Annotated in this window: 13 protein-coding genes; 7 read left to right on the top strand and 6 right to left on the bottom strand. The window is 70.8% G+C overall.

Going from position 1 to position 16,544, the window contains the following annotated elements; translation table 11 throughout:
• Positions 1-180: 180 nt before the first annotated feature.
• Complete coding sequence (locus ACGFNV_RS43545) at positions 181-1,245, bottom strand: LacI family DNA-binding transcriptional regulator (protein ID WP_393630862.1); 1,065 nt, start codon at positions 1,243-1,245, stop codon at positions 181-183.
• A gap of 302 nt (positions 1,246-1,547) precedes the next feature.
• Between ACGFNV_RS43545 and ACGFNV_RS43540 the strand changes: the two genes are divergently transcribed.
• Entirely contained in the window at positions 1,548-2,354 is an 807-nt protein-coding gene (locus ACGFNV_RS43540) for an alpha/beta hydrolase (RefSeq protein WP_393630861.1), read from the top strand.
• Positions 2,355-2,365: 11 nt separating this feature from the next.
• Here ACGFNV_RS43540 and ACGFNV_RS43535 read toward each other — a convergent pair whose 3' ends face one another.
• The 3 genes from ACGFNV_RS43535 to ACGFNV_RS43525 form a co-directional block, all read right to left on the bottom strand.
• A complete protein-coding gene (locus tag ACGFNV_RS43535) occupies positions 2,366-5,110 on the bottom strand; it encodes an AAA family ATPase (RefSeq protein WP_393630948.1) in 2,745 nt (914 codons plus the stop codon).
• Positions 5,111-5,191: 81 nt separating this feature from the next.
• Complete coding sequence (locus tag ACGFNV_RS43530; RefSeq protein WP_393630860.1) at positions 5,192-5,707, bottom strand: SRPBCC family protein; 516 nt, start codon at positions 5,705-5,707, stop codon at positions 5,192-5,194.
• 123 nt (positions 5,708-5,830) lie between these two features.
• Entirely contained in the window at positions 5,831-8,629 is a 2,799-nt protein-coding gene (locus tag ACGFNV_RS43525) for an ATP-binding protein (protein ID WP_393630858.1), read from the bottom strand.
• Positions 8,630-8,840: 211 nt separating this feature from the next.
• On the opposite strand from ACGFNV_RS43525, the gene ACGFNV_RS43520 reads away from it, so the two are divergent.
• Positions 8,841-9,641, top strand: coding sequence for a GNAT family N-acetyltransferase (locus ACGFNV_RS43520; protein WP_393630856.1), 801 nt, complete (start codon positions 8,841-8,843; stop codon positions 9,639-9,641).
• A gap of 123 nt (positions 9,642-9,764) precedes the next feature.
• On the opposite strand, the gene ACGFNV_RS43515 is transcribed toward ACGFNV_RS43520, so the two are convergent.
• Together ACGFNV_RS43515 and ACGFNV_RS43510 are read right to left on the bottom strand one after the other, a co-directional pair.
• Positions 9,765-10,625 (bottom strand): alpha/beta fold hydrolase, encoded by an 861-nt coding sequence (locus ACGFNV_RS43515; RefSeq protein WP_393630854.1) that lies wholly within the window; start codon positions 10,623-10,625, stop codon positions 9,765-9,767.
• A 126-nt stretch (positions 10,626-10,751) separates the two neighbouring features.
• Complete coding sequence (locus ACGFNV_RS43510) at positions 10,752-11,819, bottom strand: alpha/beta fold hydrolase (protein ID WP_393630852.1); 1,068 nt, start codon at positions 11,817-11,819, stop codon at positions 10,752-10,754.
• 192 nt (positions 11,820-12,011) lie between these two features.
• On the opposite strand from ACGFNV_RS43510, the gene ACGFNV_RS43505 reads away from it, so the two are divergent.
• The 5 genes from ACGFNV_RS43505 (at position 12,012) to ACGFNV_RS43485 (ending at position 16,431) form a co-directional block, all read left to right on the top strand.
• Entirely contained in the window at positions 12,012-13,454 is a 1,443-nt protein-coding gene (locus tag ACGFNV_RS43505) for an aldehyde dehydrogenase (RefSeq protein ID WP_393630850.1), read from the top strand.
• Between the two features lie 55 nt (positions 13,455-13,509).
• Positions 13,510-14,550 (top strand): alpha/beta fold hydrolase, encoded by a 1,041-nt coding sequence (locus tag ACGFNV_RS43500; RefSeq protein ID WP_393630848.1) that lies wholly within the window; start codon positions 13,510-13,512, stop codon positions 14,548-14,550.
• A 104-nt stretch (positions 14,551-14,654) separates the two neighbouring features.
• Positions 14,655-14,849: a hypothetical protein gene (locus ACGFNV_RS43495; RefSeq protein WP_393630847.1), complete on the top strand. Its 195-nt coding sequence runs from the start codon at positions 14,655-14,657 to the stop codon at positions 14,847-14,849.
• Between the two features lie 31 nt (positions 14,850-14,880).
• Positions 14,881-15,987 (top strand): hypothetical protein, encoded by a 1,107-nt coding sequence (locus tag ACGFNV_RS43490; RefSeq protein ID WP_393630845.1) that lies wholly within the window; start codon positions 14,881-14,883, stop codon positions 15,985-15,987.
• Between the two features lie 45 nt (positions 15,988-16,032).
• On the top strand, positions 16,033-16,431 hold the full coding sequence (locus ACGFNV_RS43485; protein WP_393630844.1) for a hypothetical protein: 399 nt from the start codon (positions 16,033-16,035) through the stop codon (positions 16,429-16,431).
• Positions 16,432-16,544 lie beyond the last annotated feature (113 nt).

Here is a 16,544-nt window from a genome sequence, read left to right as displayed (position 1 = left end):
CGCCCCGGTACGGATACGGGTGGGAAGCGGCGAGCCCGGCGGGCGCGGCCACCGCGCACGAGACTTCGGTGACGTGGCGGCGCGGATCGCGACCGGCCGTCCTCGTCGTGGGACAAGCCGGTGAGTGGCACAGCGATGCCCGGGCGTTCGGGGGTACTCCCTGCTGCTGCCGGGGTGCTCTCAGGTGGTGCGCTGTTCCGGTGTGTCGGGGTGGGACGGCGGAGGCGCGGTCGAGCCGCGGACGACGAGTTCGACCGGTGGGTCGCTCGCCTGCGGCAGGTCGGTGTCGGGCTTCTCGATCGCGTGCACGAGAAGGCGGATGCCTTCCCGGGCCGCGGCCTCGAAGGGCTGGCGCACGGTGGTCAGGGGAGGAGAGACGTAGGCGAAGACCGGATTGCCGTCGAACCCGACGACACTGATGTCCTCCGGCACGCGACGCCCCGCTTCCCGCAGTGCGTGGATGAGGCCGATGGCCATCTCGTCGCCCGCGGCGAAGATCGCGGTCACGGAACGGTTCGCGGCCAGCGACCGGCCGACGGCGTATCCGGAGGCGGCCGACCAGTCACCGTTGAGCAGCGGCGGCTCGTGCGCCCCCCGCGCCGCGAGCGCCGCGCGCCATCCCTCGATGCGGTCCTTGGTGGCGTACCACCGGCGTGGTCCGGCGAGGTGATGGACGGTCGCGTGCCCCAGGTCCAGCAGATGCTCGGTGGCCGTCCGGGCCAGTGCGTGGGCGCCCACCCCCATGGTCATGGTCCGGGCGGCGGCGAACACCGGCGGCGCCCCCAGGAAGAGGACCGGCACGTCGACACGGACGCCGACCTCTCCCTCCACGATGGGTTCGGAGACCACGACGCCGTCCACACCTTGCTCGAGCAGGGACTCCACGGCGCCGGCGATACCCACCGGGTCGCCGTCCGGCGTGTTGACCACGCGGAGCGCGAAACCCGCGTCCCGCACCGCCCGCTCGATGTGCACGAGCAGTGAGGCGGTCCCGTATCCGGCGGTTCCCAGGGCGACCACGCCGATGGAGCCGGTACGACCGGAAGCCAGTGTCCTGGCTGCCTGGTTCAGCCGGTAGCCGAGTTCCTCGGCGGCTGCGAGAACCTTGTTGCGGGCCTCCTCGGAGACATACGGCTCGTTGTTGAGGACCCGGGAGACCGTCTTGCGGGACACCCCGGCGACCCGGGCCACGTCCGCGCTGCGCGGCACAGAGGAGCCCTCGCTCCGCCCCACCACTGGTGCCATGAAAGTCTCCTGCCGACCGTACGCCTGCATCGAATGAGGTCAACTGTATGACCACGCGGTCTGACCGCGCGGTCAGACCGCGCGGTCATGTCTACGCAGCCAGAGGCCGTACGTCAAGAGTTCTCGCGGCATCGACCAGGACTACGTCACTCTGCCGACCGGCGCGGGTCCCGGTCCCGCGCGCGCCGTGGGCCGCCGACATTAAGTCATTCGACTGTCGCCCGCGACCGGTGCCTGAACGATCCTGGATCAGTCGCCCGCGTGCCGGTGCCGGGTGGTCGCCCTGCTCGGAGGAACCAGCCGTGAACCGTACTCCCGTCGTCTTCATCCGTGGCGCGTGGCTGCACGCGCTGTCCTGGGAGTCGTGGGCGGAGCGCTTCGCCGGCCGTGGGTTCCTCGCCTTCACGCCCGGGTGGCCGGGGGAGGCCGCCGCCGCGCGGGATGTGCGCGAGTCCCCCGAGACACTCGCCGGGATCGGGCTGGACGCGCTGACGGACCACTACGCGGGGATCGTCCGCTCGTTCGACACCGCGCCGGTGATCGTCGGCCACTCGGTCGGCGGGCTCATCGCGCAGCATCTCATCGGCGCCAATGTCGGCCGAGCGGCGGTGGCCATCGCACCAGCCCCCATCAACGACGTGCCCCTGCCCGCCTCCTCGGCCCGGCTGTGGACCCCCGACCAGACCGATGGCGCCGACCCGTTGGTGTCCCTGTCACGGGAGCAGTTCCACGACGTCTTCGCCAACACCGTCGAAGCGGAGGAGTCCGACCGGCTCTTCGAGCGCTACGGAGTGCCCACGGCGCGCCGTCTGTTCGCCGACCTCGGACACGCCGGTGCGGTGCGCAGCCCGCGCGCCGTGGCGGACGTCGCCCATGCGGGGCGTGGCCCGCTCCTGCTGATCTCCGGGCAGGAGGACCGACTGGTGCCCGACTCCGCCACCCGCGCGGTCTACAAGCTGTACGGCGACTCGACGGCCGTGACCGACCTGAAGCAGTTCGCGGACCGCGCCCATTCGCTGGTCATCGACAACGGATGGCGATTCGTCGCCGACTACGTTCTCGGCTGGCTCGACGAACACGGCATCCGCGCCCACCCGTTGGAGAGCTGAGCACACCGTGGTCACACCTTCTGATCACCGGGGATCCTGCCCAGCGCGTCGCGCAGCGCTGCGCGTGAGGTGATGCCCAGCTTCGGGAACACCCGGTAGAGGTGGGAGCTGACCGTGCGCGGTGACAGGTGCATGCGTTCACCGATCTCCTTGTTGGTCAGGCCGCCGGCGGCGAGATCGGCGATGCGCCGTTCCTGCCAGGTCAGCGCCGCGAGATGCGCCGAGGAGGCAAGGGTGGACGCGCCGGTGGCCCTGAGCTCGGCCCGGGCCCGCTCGGCCCAGGTGGGTGCGCCGAGCCGCTCGAACGTCTCCGCGGCCGACGTCAGCGGCAGCCGTGCCGCCTTCCTGCCCTGGGTGTGGCGGAGGTGGACGCCGTGGGCGAGACGGATGCGGGCGAGTTCGAACGGGAAGTCGGCGCCGGCGGGGTGGTTTTCGGCGCGGCCGTACAGGGCGTGGGCCTCTTGCGGGTCGGTGGTGGTCATGGCGAGGGCGCCGTAGGTGATGAGGGCGAGGCGGGGGGAGACGTCGGGGAGGCCGGTTCGCTGTGCGGCGAGGGCGTGTTGGCGGGCCTGTTCGGTGCGGCCGGTGTGGAGGGCTGCTTCGACGAGGTCCAGGAGGGTGCGGGAGGCCTGGTGGGCGTAGGGCTGGAAGGTGCCGGGGGGTGTGATGCCGATGGCGTGGAGGTAGGCGGCTTCGTAGTCGCCTTCGCTGAGGGCGGCGGCGGTGCCTATGGCGTCGGTGATCTGGGTGAGGAAGCCGAGGCCGCGCGGACGGGCCCAGGCGTCGACGACGGCCTGCAGTTCCCGCGCCCGGTCGGCCTGGCCCCGCATCGCGGCCAGCAGGCCCAGATATGCCCGAGTGTGGTGGGCGAAAAGGGAGTTGTACCGGGATGTCGTCAGCTCCAGACCACGCTGTCCGGTGCGTTCGGCCTCGTCCCACTCACCGACCGCCATCTGGTCGAGCATGATCAGGTGCAGCATGGTCATGCCGGACCCCATGGCCCCGGTCTCCACCTCGCGGTCCACGATGCGCTGGAGATGAGGCCGGTACCGGCTGAGCGTGTCGACGTGGTAGGCGGCGACTCCCAGCCGGGTGACGTCCCAGGGCTCGAGGTCGCGGAGGCCGGCGAACGCGCGCTCCACCCGTTCGTGCACTCCCGCACCGTGGCGCACCACGTCGCTCCAGGCGTCCTGGTAGATGCGCGACGCGGACGGCAGCAGGTCGCCCAGGGAACCGAGAAGCGCGTGCGTCCTTGCCCACGATGCCTCGTCGCTCGCGTACTGGTTGATGGCCAGCAGCAGGTTGACCAGTCGTGTGAGCACCTCGTCCGGCTCGTGTGCATCGCCGTCGCGCAGGCTCTCGATCGCCATCCGGACCTGACGCTGCGAGGACCGCACGTCTCCGTCCTCGTACAGCGCGACATAGCCCGAAGTGACCACCGACGCCGGAGTCTCGCTCTTTCCGTGTCCGCTGTCGGAGCGGACCAACTGCTGGGCCTGGTCCAGCTGGCCGGTGTGCCCGGCGATGAACGCCGCACTGCCCAGCCGCCGGGACCGTTCCGCGGGGCTCTCGCTCAGCTCCGCGGCACGCGTCAGCCAGGCCACGGCCGCTCGCGCGCCGCCCCGCCGGGTGGCGGAGTCCGCGGCCGCCTCCAGCGTGGCCGCGACCTGCTCGTCGGGGTCGACCGTCGCAGCCGCCAGGTGCGTGGCGCGCCGCTCCAGGTCCTCGCCGTGTGCCTGCGCGAGCACGGCGTGCGCCGCGCGCCGCTCGTTGGGGGTCGCCATCTGCACGACGGTCGAACGCACCAGGGGGTGCCGGAAGACGAAGTCACCGCTGAGCGGATCGATGTCCAACAGACCGCAGGCCGCGGCCTCGTCGGCGCCCCTCATGCGGTAGCGCGTACCCCCCGGCCGGTCGGCCGCCGTACCCGCCCCTACGCCGTCCAGTGCGCCGCGCAGCAGCTCCGCGCGTACGGCCTTGCCGAGGGCCTCGATACGGGCGCCGTACACCTGCTGCAGACGCTGCGGCAGCGGGACGCCGGTGTATCCGAACAAGTCCTCGGTGTTGCGTCTCGCCCGGTTGCCACGCACATAGGGCGGCAGTTCCAGCAGGGCCAGCGGATTGCCCTCGGCCTCGTCCAGGACGAGACGGCGGATCCGGGGTTCCAGCCCGGGATGGTGCAGGTCCAGGAGCTGCTCGGAGGCCTTCTCCGACAGTGTCGTCACGGGCAGTTCGGGCAGTGCCGCGGTGTCGAAGCCCGACGGGACGTCGGAGCGCAGCACGACGACGAACTTCACCGAGCTGCCGGTGAGCCGGCGCCCCACGAACCCGCACACCTCGGTGCTGGAGGCGTCCAGCCACTGGCCGTCGTCCAGCACCAGCAGGAGGGGGTTCTGCGACGTCGCGAGCGAGAGCAGGTCGAGGACGGCGATGCCGAGGGTCATGACCGAGGGAGGTGTGCCCTCGCTCCTGCCGAAGACTGCGTCGAACACTGCTCGGTGGCTGTCGTCCAGCCGGTCGATGCAGGACAGCAGCGGGTACAGGAACTGGTGCAGGCCGGCGTACGGGAGCTCCGACTCGGCCTCGACCCCTGCCGCCCTGATCACCCTGTGGTGCTCGCCCGTCGCGAGGTCGGCGACGTGGTCCAGCAGAGCGCTCTTGCCCACACCCGTGTGGCCCCGCAGGACGAGAGCCCGGCCCCCCGAGGCCGTCACGAAGGCGGACAGCACCTCCCGCTCGCGCTCCCGACCGACCATGGTCCCGACGATCGACTCCACCTGCCCGCACTCCCTCCACCCCCCTGAACTGCACCAAGACGAGGGTATGTTGTCGTTCCGTCAGCCGTTCGTGTCAGGACCTGGCGAGGCCGCGCGGCAGGGTCTGCCCCCCGGGGCGCTCTCCGAAAGCCTCCTGAGCTGTGTCGTCCCCAGGGTGTTCAGGCGCCGCGCCCACAGGGGGGACGACGCGCCCAGGGACACGGGACTGCGCACGACGTTCTCGCACACCACATGTGTGCCGTCGTCGACCGCGGTGAGCAGCCAGGCCTGGTACAGCTGCACACCGGCGCCGACGCCCGACCAGCCGAGCCGGCGGGGCGGCACATGTTCCCCCAGGAAGATCTCGAACCGCTGCCCGTGGAACCGCACCTCGAAGGTCCGGGCGAGCGGCCCGGCCACCACTTCGGTGACGCCCGGAACCCACTCCGGCCACCGGGTCACGTCGACGAGCAGGGCGAAGGCCGTGACGGGCGGAGCGTGCACGACGGCCTGTGACTGGCAGAAGCCGTGGGCGTGTTCGGGCGAGAAACCGGACGGCCAGTGGATGTCCGGATGACCGTCTGATGCACCGGGCATCCGGTTCCCCTCTCGTGTCGCTGCATGGTGATCCCGCCTCCACTGTGCGCGGGGACTCAGGAGCAGGCATAGGTCAGATGACTGAGCGAGCGACGAAGGCGTGGGTTCGTCGTCGGGGTCTCGTCAGTCGTCGGCACTCCCGTCGAGACCGGAGAGGGCGTCCCGCAGCGCGGCGCGCGAGGTGATGCCCAGCTTGGGATACAGCTGGTAGAGGTGCGTGCCGATGGTCCGATGAGACAAGGACAGCCGTTCAGCGATCTGCTTGTTGGTCAGTCCGGTCGCCGCGAGCGTGGCGATCCGCAGTTCCTGAGCGGTCAGTGCGCCGGGCCCGGGCCCGGCCCCGGCCGGCGACGGCGCGGCCCGGCCGCTCGCCCGCAGCTCCGCCGCCGCACGTGTCGCCCAGGGCTTGGCGCCCAGCCGCTGGAAGGCCTCCAGCGCCTGCGCCAGCTGTTCCCGGGCCGCCGTCGTGGCACGCAGACGCCGCAGGCGTTCGCCATGAAAGAGGCGCACCCGCGCGACGTCGAAGGGCCGGTGCTCCGGCCCCGGCAGGGACAGCGCCCGCTCGAAGAGGGCGAGGGCTCCCTCGCCGGGGGTGGTCAGCGCCTCGCAGGCCAGGACCAGCAGCTCCAGCCGGGGCGACAGCCGCGCCATCGCGGACGCCCGCATCGCCGCCGCGTGGGCGGCGGCCTCCTCGTCCCGGCCGGTCCGTACGGCCGCCTCGACCAGGTCCATCGTGCCCCACATGGCGATCGGGACGTAGGGTGCCACGGTCCCGGCCGGGCTCAGCGCGCAGGCGTGCCGGTAGGCGGTCGTGTAGTCGCCCCTGCCGAGGGCGGCCAGAGCCCTGGCGTGGCAGGCGAAGGACCGTGCGCCGTGGACTCCGCGGGGTGTCGCCCACCGGACGATCTCCTCGGTCAGCGCGTCACTGGTCTCCGCGTCGCCACGCGCCGCGGCCACGACCGCCCGTACGTAGTGGAAGTACCAGGCGAAGAACCGGTAGTCGTGGTCCTCGCACAGGGTGAGCCCCTCGGCCGCCATCTCCTCGGCGTCCTCCCAACGGCCCGCGTGGTAGTAGTCCAGGCCCAGGTGCATCAGCACGCCAAGGTGCCGGCGGGCGGGCGCGGTGCCCGCGCGGCCCTGCTCGGCCAGCCGGTGCGAAGCCCACCGGAAGTCCGCGAGCCGGTCCGCGAAGACCGAGGCGGTGCCGACGCGGATCACTCGGGTGGGATCGTCCCCCACGGTGGCGATCAGCTCCGCCAGGCGGGGCAGCGCCGCGGGGCCGGTGCGCGCCGGGTCGGCGAAGGTCCGCGTGATCACCCACAGCAGCTCGGGCGGTTCGGGGGTCAGCCGGTCCACGAACGTGAACAGCGGCTGCCACAGCTCGGGTTCACCGCGGTACCAGCACAGCAGCACCAGCAGGTGCAGGGCCTCCACCAGGGCGTCGTCCGAGGCGTCGTAGCCGTGCTCCCCCGCCTCGATCGCCCCGACCAGCAGCCGGTACGCGGTGTCGACGTCGCCGTCCCTGTTGATCAGCAGGAACGCGGACGCGGCCGCCGCGTGCAGCGACTGTTGCCCGGTCGTGGGATGGACGAGCCGGGCCCCCGCGAGCAGTCGTGAGGCGTCCTCCAGTTCCCCGCCGGAGTCCACGCCGACGTAGGCCGCCTCGGCCAGCCGGCGGCTCTCGTCGGCCGCCGAGGGGCTGAGCCCGGCGGCACGGGTCAGCGCCGTCACCGCGCCGAGCGCGTCACCGCGCCGCAGCCGGCGGCGCGCGGCCTCCTCCAGAAGGGCCGCGACCGTCTCGTCCGGGCCCACGGCTGCCTCTCCCAGATGCCAGGCACGGCGCTCCAGTTGGTCGCCGAGCACGTCGGCGAGCGCCTGATGGGCTCCTCTGCGCTCCGCCGAGGTCGCCGGCTCCACCACCGCGGAGCCGATCAGCGGATGCCGGAAGGACAGCCGTCGGTTGTCGGCCGACACCGTCACCAGCCGGTTCCGCTCCGCGGGGGCGAGATCGTCGACGGTGGCCCGACCGGCCGCGGCCGCCAGGACGGAGGCCAGGTCACCGGTTCCGTCGAGAGCGGCGATCAGCAGCAGGTCCCGGCTGCGTTCGGGCAGACCGGCCACACGGGAGGCGAACATGGCCTGGAGGCGCTCGCTCAGCGGCAGCACCGTGGGCACCGCCGCCAGGGTCGTGCGCTGCTCGGCGGAGAGCGCGACCGGTAACTCCACCAGCGCGAGCGGGTTGCCGCGCGCCTCGGCCGCGATACGGCGCCGTACCGCGGGGGAGACGTCGGGATGAGCGAGGGCGAGCAACCGGGCCGACGACGCGTCGTCCAGCGGCTGAAGCCGGTGCTCGGTCAGGCCTTCGGCCTCGACGAAGCTGTCGGAGCCCGTACGGGACGCCGCGAGGAAGCCGATGCGGCTGCCGACGAGCCGCCGGGCCACGAAACCGAGCACGGCGTTGGTCGCCCGGTCCAGCCACGGCAGGTCGTCGACGACGAGCAGGAGGGGCGTGTCGACGGACAACAGCCGCAGCAGCAGGAGAACCGCGGTGGAGGTCAGGAGTCGGTCGGGAGCCGGTCCGCCGCCGATGCCGACCGCGACCCGCAGGGCGTCGCGGTGGCCGGCGTCCAGAACGCCGAAGTCGTCGAAGAGCGGTACGAGGAGCTGGTTGAGACCGGCGTAACTGATGTCCGCCTCGTACTGCACCCCGGCCGCGCGCAGGACCCGGACGCCGTCCCGCACGGAGCCCGTCGCCACGGCGTCGAGCACCGCGGTCTTGCCCACGCCTGCCTCGCCCGAGAGCAGCAGGGCCGCTCCCTGCACCTCGGAGTTGCCGAGGAAGGAGCGAATGAACGCGAGGTCCTCGTCGCGTCCGACCAGTCGCGTCGAGGCCGGACAGACGGTCGGGTCCAGGTCGTTCATCGGGCTGCCTCCACGTCCGGCGTCAGGAGGCCCGCTACCGGCGCCGACCTGGCACTGGAGTGTAAAGGACGTCCAAGTCGCGCTGCAGTTCCCTGGGTTGGACCACGAGATCACGCCATACGTGTGAAGGGCGGCAGGTACGGCGTCACAGGAGGGCATCGTTGTATCCGGCGCGGGACAGCGCGCACACGACGAAACGAGGGGGTTCGCGGTGACGGATCTGGCGGCCGCGGTCGAATCGGTGGAACAGCTCTCCACGGTCTGGCGCACCATGGTGCTCGACCGGGACAAGGACGCGGACATTCGGGAGCTTCCAGGTGTCGTCGTCCGCTGGGCGGACTGCCGTTTCGCCTTCTGGAACGCGGTGACGCTGACCGACGTCGGCGCGGACGCGGCACTCCTCGAACAGCGGCTCGGCCAAGCGGCGGACATCATGCGGTCCAAGAAGCAGCCGGGCTTCCTGTGGCTCTTCGAGGACCTGCTCGCGGACGACGCGCGCACGGCCCTGGACGAGGCGGCGCAGCGCGCGGGTCTGGCCTACGCCTTCCCCGGCACCGGCATGGCCGGCGACCTGCTGCCGATCCCCGAGCCGCACCATCCGGACCTGACGTTCGAGCGGGTGACCACCGACGAACAGCTGCGGGCATACGCGGACCTCAACTCGCGTGCCTACGGCTTTCCCTTGGAGGAGGGCCGCGACGGGATCGTCGGCTCCACGCTGTGGAAGAAGGAGCTGTACGCCTACCTGGCCCTGCGGGACGGTGTCCCGGTCGCCTGCGCCGCGACGGTCGAGGCGGCGGGCCGCCTGTTCGTCGTGCTCGTCGCCACCGATCCGGGCGCGCAGCGTCGAGGGTACGGCGAGACGGTGACGCGCAAGGCGCTGTACGAGGGCGCCCGAGCCACCGGACTGACCCGAGCCACTCTGCACGCCACCGCCGCCGGGGCACCCGTGTACCCGCGGATCGGCTTCGTGCCGAACTCACCGATGCGCTTCTACGGGTTGGCGGGCTGACTGTTCGTCGGAGATCAGGACCATCGGGCGCTGTAGACATGTGAACCGCACACGTGTGAAGGGGGCCGGCGATTCAGGGCGTCGCCGAGACGGCGGGACGGTGGTCCCGCCGTCTCCGGGGTTTCAGCGGGCGGTGGCGCGGGCGGCTCGCTCGATGACGTCGGCCACGAGACGGGGGTGGGAGACGGCGACCGAGTGGGAGGCGGCGACCTCGGTGGTGTGGGCGTGGGCGCGCTCGGCCATGAAGCGCTGGACGGCGGCGGGAATGTTGAGGTCCCGGGTGGTCACGATGTCCCAGCTGGGCTTCGTCTTCCAGGCGGCGGTGACGGCCTTCTCCTCCAGGGCGGCCTGGGCGATGGGGCGTTGTTCGGCGGCCATCAGGGCGGCCTGCTGCGCGGGCACGTCGGCGGCGAACTGGTGGTGGAACTGGTCCTGCTGGATGTACAGGTCGGTGGCGGTGGTGCCGTCGGCCTGCCGGTAGGTGACGGGGTCGAGGGCGTCGGGGAGGGTGGAGCCCGGGTACTTGGCGGTGAGCTCCAGGGCGCTCTCTCCGGGCGCAGGCAGGAAGGCGGCGACGTAGACCAGGGCCTTGACCTGGGGGTCGTCGGTACCGGCCTGGCTGATCACGTTGCCGCCGTAGGAGTGCCCGACGAGGATCTTGGGGCCCTTGACGTGGTCGAGCACGGTGCGCAGTGCGGCGGCGTCGGAGGCGGGCCCGCGCAGCGGGTTGGCGGCGGCGACGACGGGGTAGCCGTCGGCGCGCAGGTCGGCGATGACGCCGTTCCAGCTGGAGCCGTCGGCGAAGGCGCCGTGTTCCAGGACGACGGTCGGCTTGGCGTGTCGGTCGGTTCCGGTGGCCTCGGCGGTGTCGGCCGCGCCGTTGGCCGTGCCGCCGAGGGCGAACGCGCCGACCGCGAGACCCGCCGTGACCGTCGAGACCACACCCGTCACGAGCCGCTTGCGTCCACCCTTGATGCGCACCACGACAAACCCCTTTCAGGCGTTGATGGGCGGCCCGGCCTCGTCGGCCTCGTCACCGCCCTGACTGGTGATGAACTTGTCATCAAAGTCCGTCACCTGTCAAGGAGGTGACGCGTGGGGCGGGGTGGTTCACCGGCCTCCGAGGTGGTGGGCGTCGGCGACCGCCTGGGTGAAGAGGGTGGGCGCCTCCTGCGGCAGGTTGTGGCCGATGTCCGCGATCGTGCGGTGCTGGTAGGGGCCGGTGAAGTGATCGCGGTAGGTGGAGCCGTCGCCGGGCGGGGTGAAGGGGTCGAGGGCGGCGTCGAGGGTGATGGTGGGCACGTGGATGGGGGGCTGGGCGGCGAGCTGCCTCTCGTAGCGGTCGTAGCGTTGGTCGCCCTCGATCAGGCCGATGCGCCAGCGGTAGTTGTAGAGGACGATGGCGGCGTAGTCGGGGTTCTTGAAGGCCTCGGCGGTGCGCTGGAAGGTGGCGTCGTCGAAGGTCCAGTTGGGGGAGACGAGGGTCCACACGTAGCGGCACAGGGCGATGCGGTCGTCGACGTTCTCCATGGCCTTCTTGCCGCGCTCCGTGGCGAAGTACCACTGGTACCACCAGTTGTGCTCGACGACCGGGGCGGCGGGCTCCAGTTGGGCCTCGCGGTCGGTGATGAGGTAGCCGCTGGTGGAGACGAGGGCCTTGACGCGCTCGGGCCACAGGGCGGCGATGATGTCGGCGGTGCGCGAGCCCCAGTCGAAGCCGGCGAGAACGGCCTCGTGGATCTTGAGGGAGTCCATCAGGGCGATGATGTCGAGCGCGATGGCGGACTGCTCGGCGGTGCGGGGTGTGTGGCGGGACAGGAAACGTGTGCTGCCGTGGCCGCGCAGGTAGGGGACGATGACGCGGTAGCCCAGGTCGGCGAGGAGCGGGGCCACGTCGACGTAGCTGTGGATGTCGTAGGGCCAGCCGTGCAGGCAGATGACGACCGGGCCGTGGGCGGGTCCGGTCTCGGCGTAGCCGATGTCCAGGACGCCCGCCCTGACATGCTTGAGCGTGCGGAAGCCGGTGTGGGTGCCGGGGGTGACGGTCGGAACGGGTGTGCCGCTCCGCTCGGGTGAGGCGGTCGCCGCGGACGCGTTGCCCGGCAGGCCGGACAGCGAGACCGCGGCCGCCCCGGTGCCGAGGCCGACGGCCTTGCCGAAGGTACGCCTGTTGATCATATGAGCCTCCGTCATGTGTCTTCGGTGACCGGCCCCGGGCCGGCGGCACATACTCTCGCCCGCGGCGAATCCGGACACATCAGTCACATGACGGTGGGAGCGGCAGGGCGGCGCTCCTAAGTCATTCAACCGAAGCGACGCTGCTCATGGGCCGGGATCGTAGGGGCGACAGCATCGGGAGAGGGACATCGCATGATCATCTACGACCGGCTCTTCGTCGGAGGCTCCTGGGTGGAGCCGAGCGACAGGGAGCTCCTCGACATCGCCTCGCCGCACGACCGGTCGGTGATCGGCCGTGCGGCACAGGCGCAGCCGGCGGACATCGACCGCGCGGTGGCGGCGGCGCGAGCGTCGTTCGAGTCAGGTGTGTGGCGTACGACCCCGCCCGCGGAGCGGATCGCGGCCCTCAGGCGGTTCAACGCGCTGCGCGAGGAGAACGCGGAGAACGTCGCGCGTCTGATCACGCTGGAGAACGGCTCGGCGGAATGGTTCACCCGGGCCGGACAGCAGGGCCTGACCCGACAGGCGAACGCCTACCTGAAGGCGGCGGAGGAGTTCGGCTGGGAGGAGACCCTGGTGCCCTCCGACCCGGCGTCCCCGGTGCGCAGCGTGGTGCGTCGCGAGGCGGTCGGCGTCGTGGCCGCGGTCATCCCTTGGAACTCGCCGTTCTCCTCGGCCACCGCGAAGATCGTCCCCGCCCTGCTCGCCGGCAACTCCGTGGTCCTCAAGGTGTCACCGGAGAACTCGCTGAGCATGGGGTTCCTGGCCGGGCTGCTGGAGCAGGTGGGCCTGCTCGAAGGTGTGATCAGCGTCCTGCCGGCGGACCGGGGGACCAGTGAGTACCTCGTCTCCCACAAGGAGGTCGACAAGATCGCCTTCACCGGCTCGACGCGCGCCGGCCGCCGCATCGCCTCGATCGCGGGCGAACAGCTCAAGCGGGTCAGTCTGGAGCTGGGCGGCAAGTCCGCCGCCGTCATCCTGCCGGACGCCGACCTCGAGAAGGCGGTGGCGGGCCTGAAGTTCGGCTCCCTGCTCAACAACGGCGAGTCATGCATCGCCCAGACCAGGATCCTGGCACCGCGCAGCCGGTACGAGGAGGTCGTGACCGCGCTGAAGGTGCTGGTCGAGTCACTGAAGGTGGGTGACCCGGGCGCCCCCGGCACCTTCATCGGCCCGATGATCCGCCCCGACCAGCAGGAGCGGGTGCGCCATTACATTCAGCTCGGTATCGAGGAGGGGGCCCGCCTGGTCACCGGCGGTCCACACATCCCCGAGGGCCTGGAGAAGGGCAACTACGTCACGCCCACCGTGTTCGCCGACGTCGACAACTCCATGCGGATCGCACAGGAGGAGATCTTCGGCCCGGTCCTGGTCGTCATCGCCTACGACGACGAGGACGACGCCGTCCGCATCGCCAACGACTCCGAGTACGGCCTCTCCGGGGGCGTCTGGTCCTCCGACGAGGCCCACGCCCTGGCGGTCGCCCGTCGCATCCGCACCGGCACGGTCACTGTCAACGGCGCCTACGTCGCCTTCGACGGCCCGTTCGGCGGCTTCAAGGCCAGCGGCGTCGGCCGCGAGTACGGAGCGGTCGGCCTCGGCACCTACACCGAGTACAAGACCATCACCGTGTGAGGCGGGTGTGTGCACATGTGTCACACGCATCCATGTTTGAGTGCGGGGTAACGACATGATCAGCAGACGGAGACTGGCCCAGGCCATGACCGCGACAGCGGTCGTCGGAACGGCCGGACTCACCGGGGCCGGCACGGCGTCGGCGCTCCCGGGGACGGCGGCCGCCGAGACCCCGTCCGGCCGGCCCGCGCACGAGCTGGGACCGCTGCGCCGGATCCGCACCGACGTGCTGGAGATCGCCTACCACGACGTGGGTCCGGCCCACGGCAAACCGGTGCTCCTCCTGCACGGCTGGCCCTTCAGCCCGGTCGGCTCCTACGCCGAGGTGGCACCCGCACTCGCCCGACACGGGTACCGCTGCTACATCCCCTGTCTGCGCGGGCACGGAGAGACCCGGTTCCTCCATGCGGACACCTTCCGCTCCGGTCAACAGGCGGCGCTGGGCGCGGACTTGGTCGCCTTCCTGGACGCACTGCGCATTCCCCGGGCCCTGTTCGCCGGATACGACTGGGGCGGACGGGCCGGTGACGTCGCCGCGGCGCTGTGGCCGGAGCGCTGCACCGGCCTGGTCTCCGTGAACGGCTACCTCGTCCAGGACCTCGCCGTGGCCCAGGAGCCGCTGGCCCCCGCCGTCGAGTCGGGCTACTGGTACTTCTTCTACTTCCTCACCGAGCGCGGACGGCGGGGGCTCCAGCGCAACCGGGAGGAGCTGGCGCGCGTCGTCTGGCACCGCAACTCGCCCGAATGGCAGTTCACCGAGGCCGAGTTCGCGCAGGCGGCGGAGCTGTGGACCAACCCGGACTACGTCGACGTGGTGATCCACAGCTACCGTCACCGCCTGGCCGCCGCCCCCGGCGACCCGCGTTACGCCGCACTGGAGCGGAGGCTGTTGGGCCGACCGAAGATCGGCGTCCCCACCGTCACCCTGGACGGACAGGCCGACGGTGTCACCCCGCCGACCGACGGAAGCTCCTACGGGGTGCACTTCTCCGGCCCCTGGACCCACCACGTCGTCCCGGGGGCCGGCCACAACCTCCCCCAGGAGAAGCCCGGGGCGTTCACCGACGCGATCCTCGAGGTCGACGCCATGGGGTGACCCACATGTGTTGCGTCACCGGTTTGACAGGTGACGATCGGGGATGCATTCTGATACTCGTCCAAGGCGACAACGGGACGCGATCCACGAAGTGGAGACTGGTCATGGACAAGGAACTCACGATGGATGCCGCCGCGGCGGCACGGCACACACGGTTCGGCAAGCTCCCCGAGCGCATCGGTTTCGAGGACATGACCGAAGAGACGGAGGCCGCGCCGAGCGTCGGGGCGAACGCCGCGTACACCCCCGAAGGCTCGTGGAAGTACTACTCCTGCCTGGCCCTCGACCTCGGTCTGTAGGCCTGCCTCCCGACTCCGGAAGGGGACTTCCATGAGCGTGTCCGCCGGACGGGTCGATGACCCGCCGTTACGGCGTACCTTCAGGCATGCGGCACTGACGTATGTGGCACTGGCGACGGCGCTGGCCGGAATCGCCTGCACCGCGGGTTGTGCCTCATCGTCCGCCGCCGGGGAAGACGGGCACTCGGTGACGCGCACGCTGCGGACACTGCTCCCCCAGGGGGATGCGGGCACGTTCAGTGCTACCGGCGTCGAGAAGAACGAACCACTGGCTCCGGTGATCCTCACCTACAAGGACGCCAAAGGTGTCGGTCTGGTGTCCGCCTCGGTCGGTCGGTTGCCGGTGCCCGTCCCGGAGCACTTGTCAGGGTGTCCGGACCCCTCTGAACACCCTTACAGCCGTTGCTCTCTGACACACCTCGAGAACGGTGCCACACTCATCCTCGACACGTCCCCTGTCGACGAGGCCCAACCGTCCGCGGGTCAGCGGTGGACGGCGGTACGCACCGATCAGGACGGCAGTCAGATCGCCGTGTCGGCGTCCAACACCAGGAACAACAAGGATGCTGCTTCCAGTCGGCCGACTCCTCCTCTCGACGAGCGGCAGCTCACCGACATCGCCGTTTCGGCGGCCTGGAAGCCCGTGGTGGCCGCCCTGCCGGCACCTCCGCGAGATCCCTCCCCGGCAGCCGCCTTCCAGTCGCTGCCCGCCGAGAAGGTCACGGAAGTCGTCAGCCGGTCGATACCTCATGGCCTGCGCACGGCCGACAGAGGCGGAGCACCGGGATACGGCCACCTCACCGTGGACGACGGAGCGGGGAAATGCCTGGTCGCAGTGACGGTCCAACGGTGGAAGCCGGACGACCCGGCCCTGGAGAGCCTCTTCGAGGGCGCCGTCAGAAACCCGGACGGGACGCGTGTGAAGAGCACACGGAGCCACCCCGAGAAAGGGGGTGAGGGAGCCGTCGAATGGTCGGTCGACACCTGGCGGCCTGACGGACTGCGCATCGCCGTGATCGAACTCAATGCCAAGGCGTACAAGCTCCCGGGAACACGTCGCACACCCGCGCTAGGTGTCGATCAGCTCAAGAGGATCGCGCTGTCCGAAGCATGGCGTGACGCGTCTGCCGACGAGTAGTGCGCGGGCGAGAAACCGCAACCAATGCATCGATCGGAGTCAAACATGCGTTACCTGAACCGAGCCAAGTCCCTGGCCGCCACGGCCGTGATCACCTCGGCCGTGAGCTTGGCCGCGATCGCCCTCGCCACACCGGCGTCGGCCGCGCCGTCGGCCAATGGCTGGTCGCTGTGCGTGGACAACTACCTCAACAAGTGCGACTACTGGACAGTCGACAACGCCCCCTACTCGGCCGACCTCGGCAAGTTAGTGGGTTCGAGCTCCGGCGACCAGCGCATGCAGGACACGATCTCCTCGATCCAGATCTCCGGCGCCAGGACTCTGTACACGTGGAATGACAACGACTTCAAGGGGATTCAGGGAGTGTTCCAGAACAACTTCACCTGGAACGTCCTCAATTACCCGTACAACGACTCGATCTCGTCGATTCGCACCTGGAGCTGATGATCCGCAGGCGCCGCCCGCCTAAGGGCTGTCCCGTAATCCCTGGCGGGCGCGCGACGACAGCTACGGCACCTCGCCGCGTTGTCGGAACGTCCGCATACATCCAGTATGCG

Origin of the sequence: Streptomyces sp. NPDC048751 (genome assembly GCF_043198595.1) — a bacterium.
Classification (GTDB): domain Bacteria; phylum Actinomycetota; class Actinomycetes; order Streptomycetales; family Streptomycetaceae; genus Streptomyces.
Note: the sequence above shows the minus strand (reverse complement) of the source record. Positions and strands in the feature narration are given on the sequence as shown.

Coding starts and splice junctions, on each gene's coding strand:
- ACGFNV_RS43530 (WP_393630860.1), bottom strand. CDS start 5,707: ATGCCCGGTGCATCAGACGGTCATCCGGACATCCACTGGCCGTCCGGT.
- ACGFNV_RS43485 (WP_393630844.1), top strand. CDS start 16,033: ATGCGTTACCTGAACCGAGCCAAGTCCCTGGCCGCCACGGCCGTGATC.
- ACGFNV_RS43495 (WP_393630847.1), top strand. CDS start 14,655: ATGGACAAGGAACTCACGATGGATGCCGCCGCGGCGGCACGGCACACA.
- ACGFNV_RS43500 (WP_393630848.1), top strand. CDS start 13,510: ATGATCAGCAGACGGAGACTGGCCCAGGCCATGACCGCGACAGCGGTC.
- ACGFNV_RS43490 (WP_393630845.1), top strand. CDS start 14,881: ATGAGCGTGTCCGCCGGACGGGTCGATGACCCGCCGTTACGGCGTACC.
- ACGFNV_RS43535 (WP_393630948.1), bottom strand. CDS start 5,110: ATGGTCGGTCGGGAGCGCGAGCGGGAGGTGCTGTCCGCCTTCGTGACG.
- ACGFNV_RS43505 (WP_393630850.1), top strand. CDS start 12,012: ATGATCATCTACGACCGGCTCTTCGTCGGAGGCTCCTGGGTGGAGCCG.
- ACGFNV_RS43510 (WP_393630852.1), bottom strand. CDS start 11,819: ATGATCAACAGGCGTACCTTCGGCAAGGCCGTCGGCCTCGGCACCGGG.
- ACGFNV_RS43545 (WP_393630862.1), bottom strand. CDS start 1,245: ATGGCACCAGTGGTGGGGCGGAGCGAGGGCTCCTCTGTGCCGCGCAGC.
- ACGFNV_RS43525 (WP_393630858.1), bottom strand. CDS start 8,629: ATGAACGACCTGGACCCGACCGTCTGTCCGGCCTCGACGCGACTGGTC.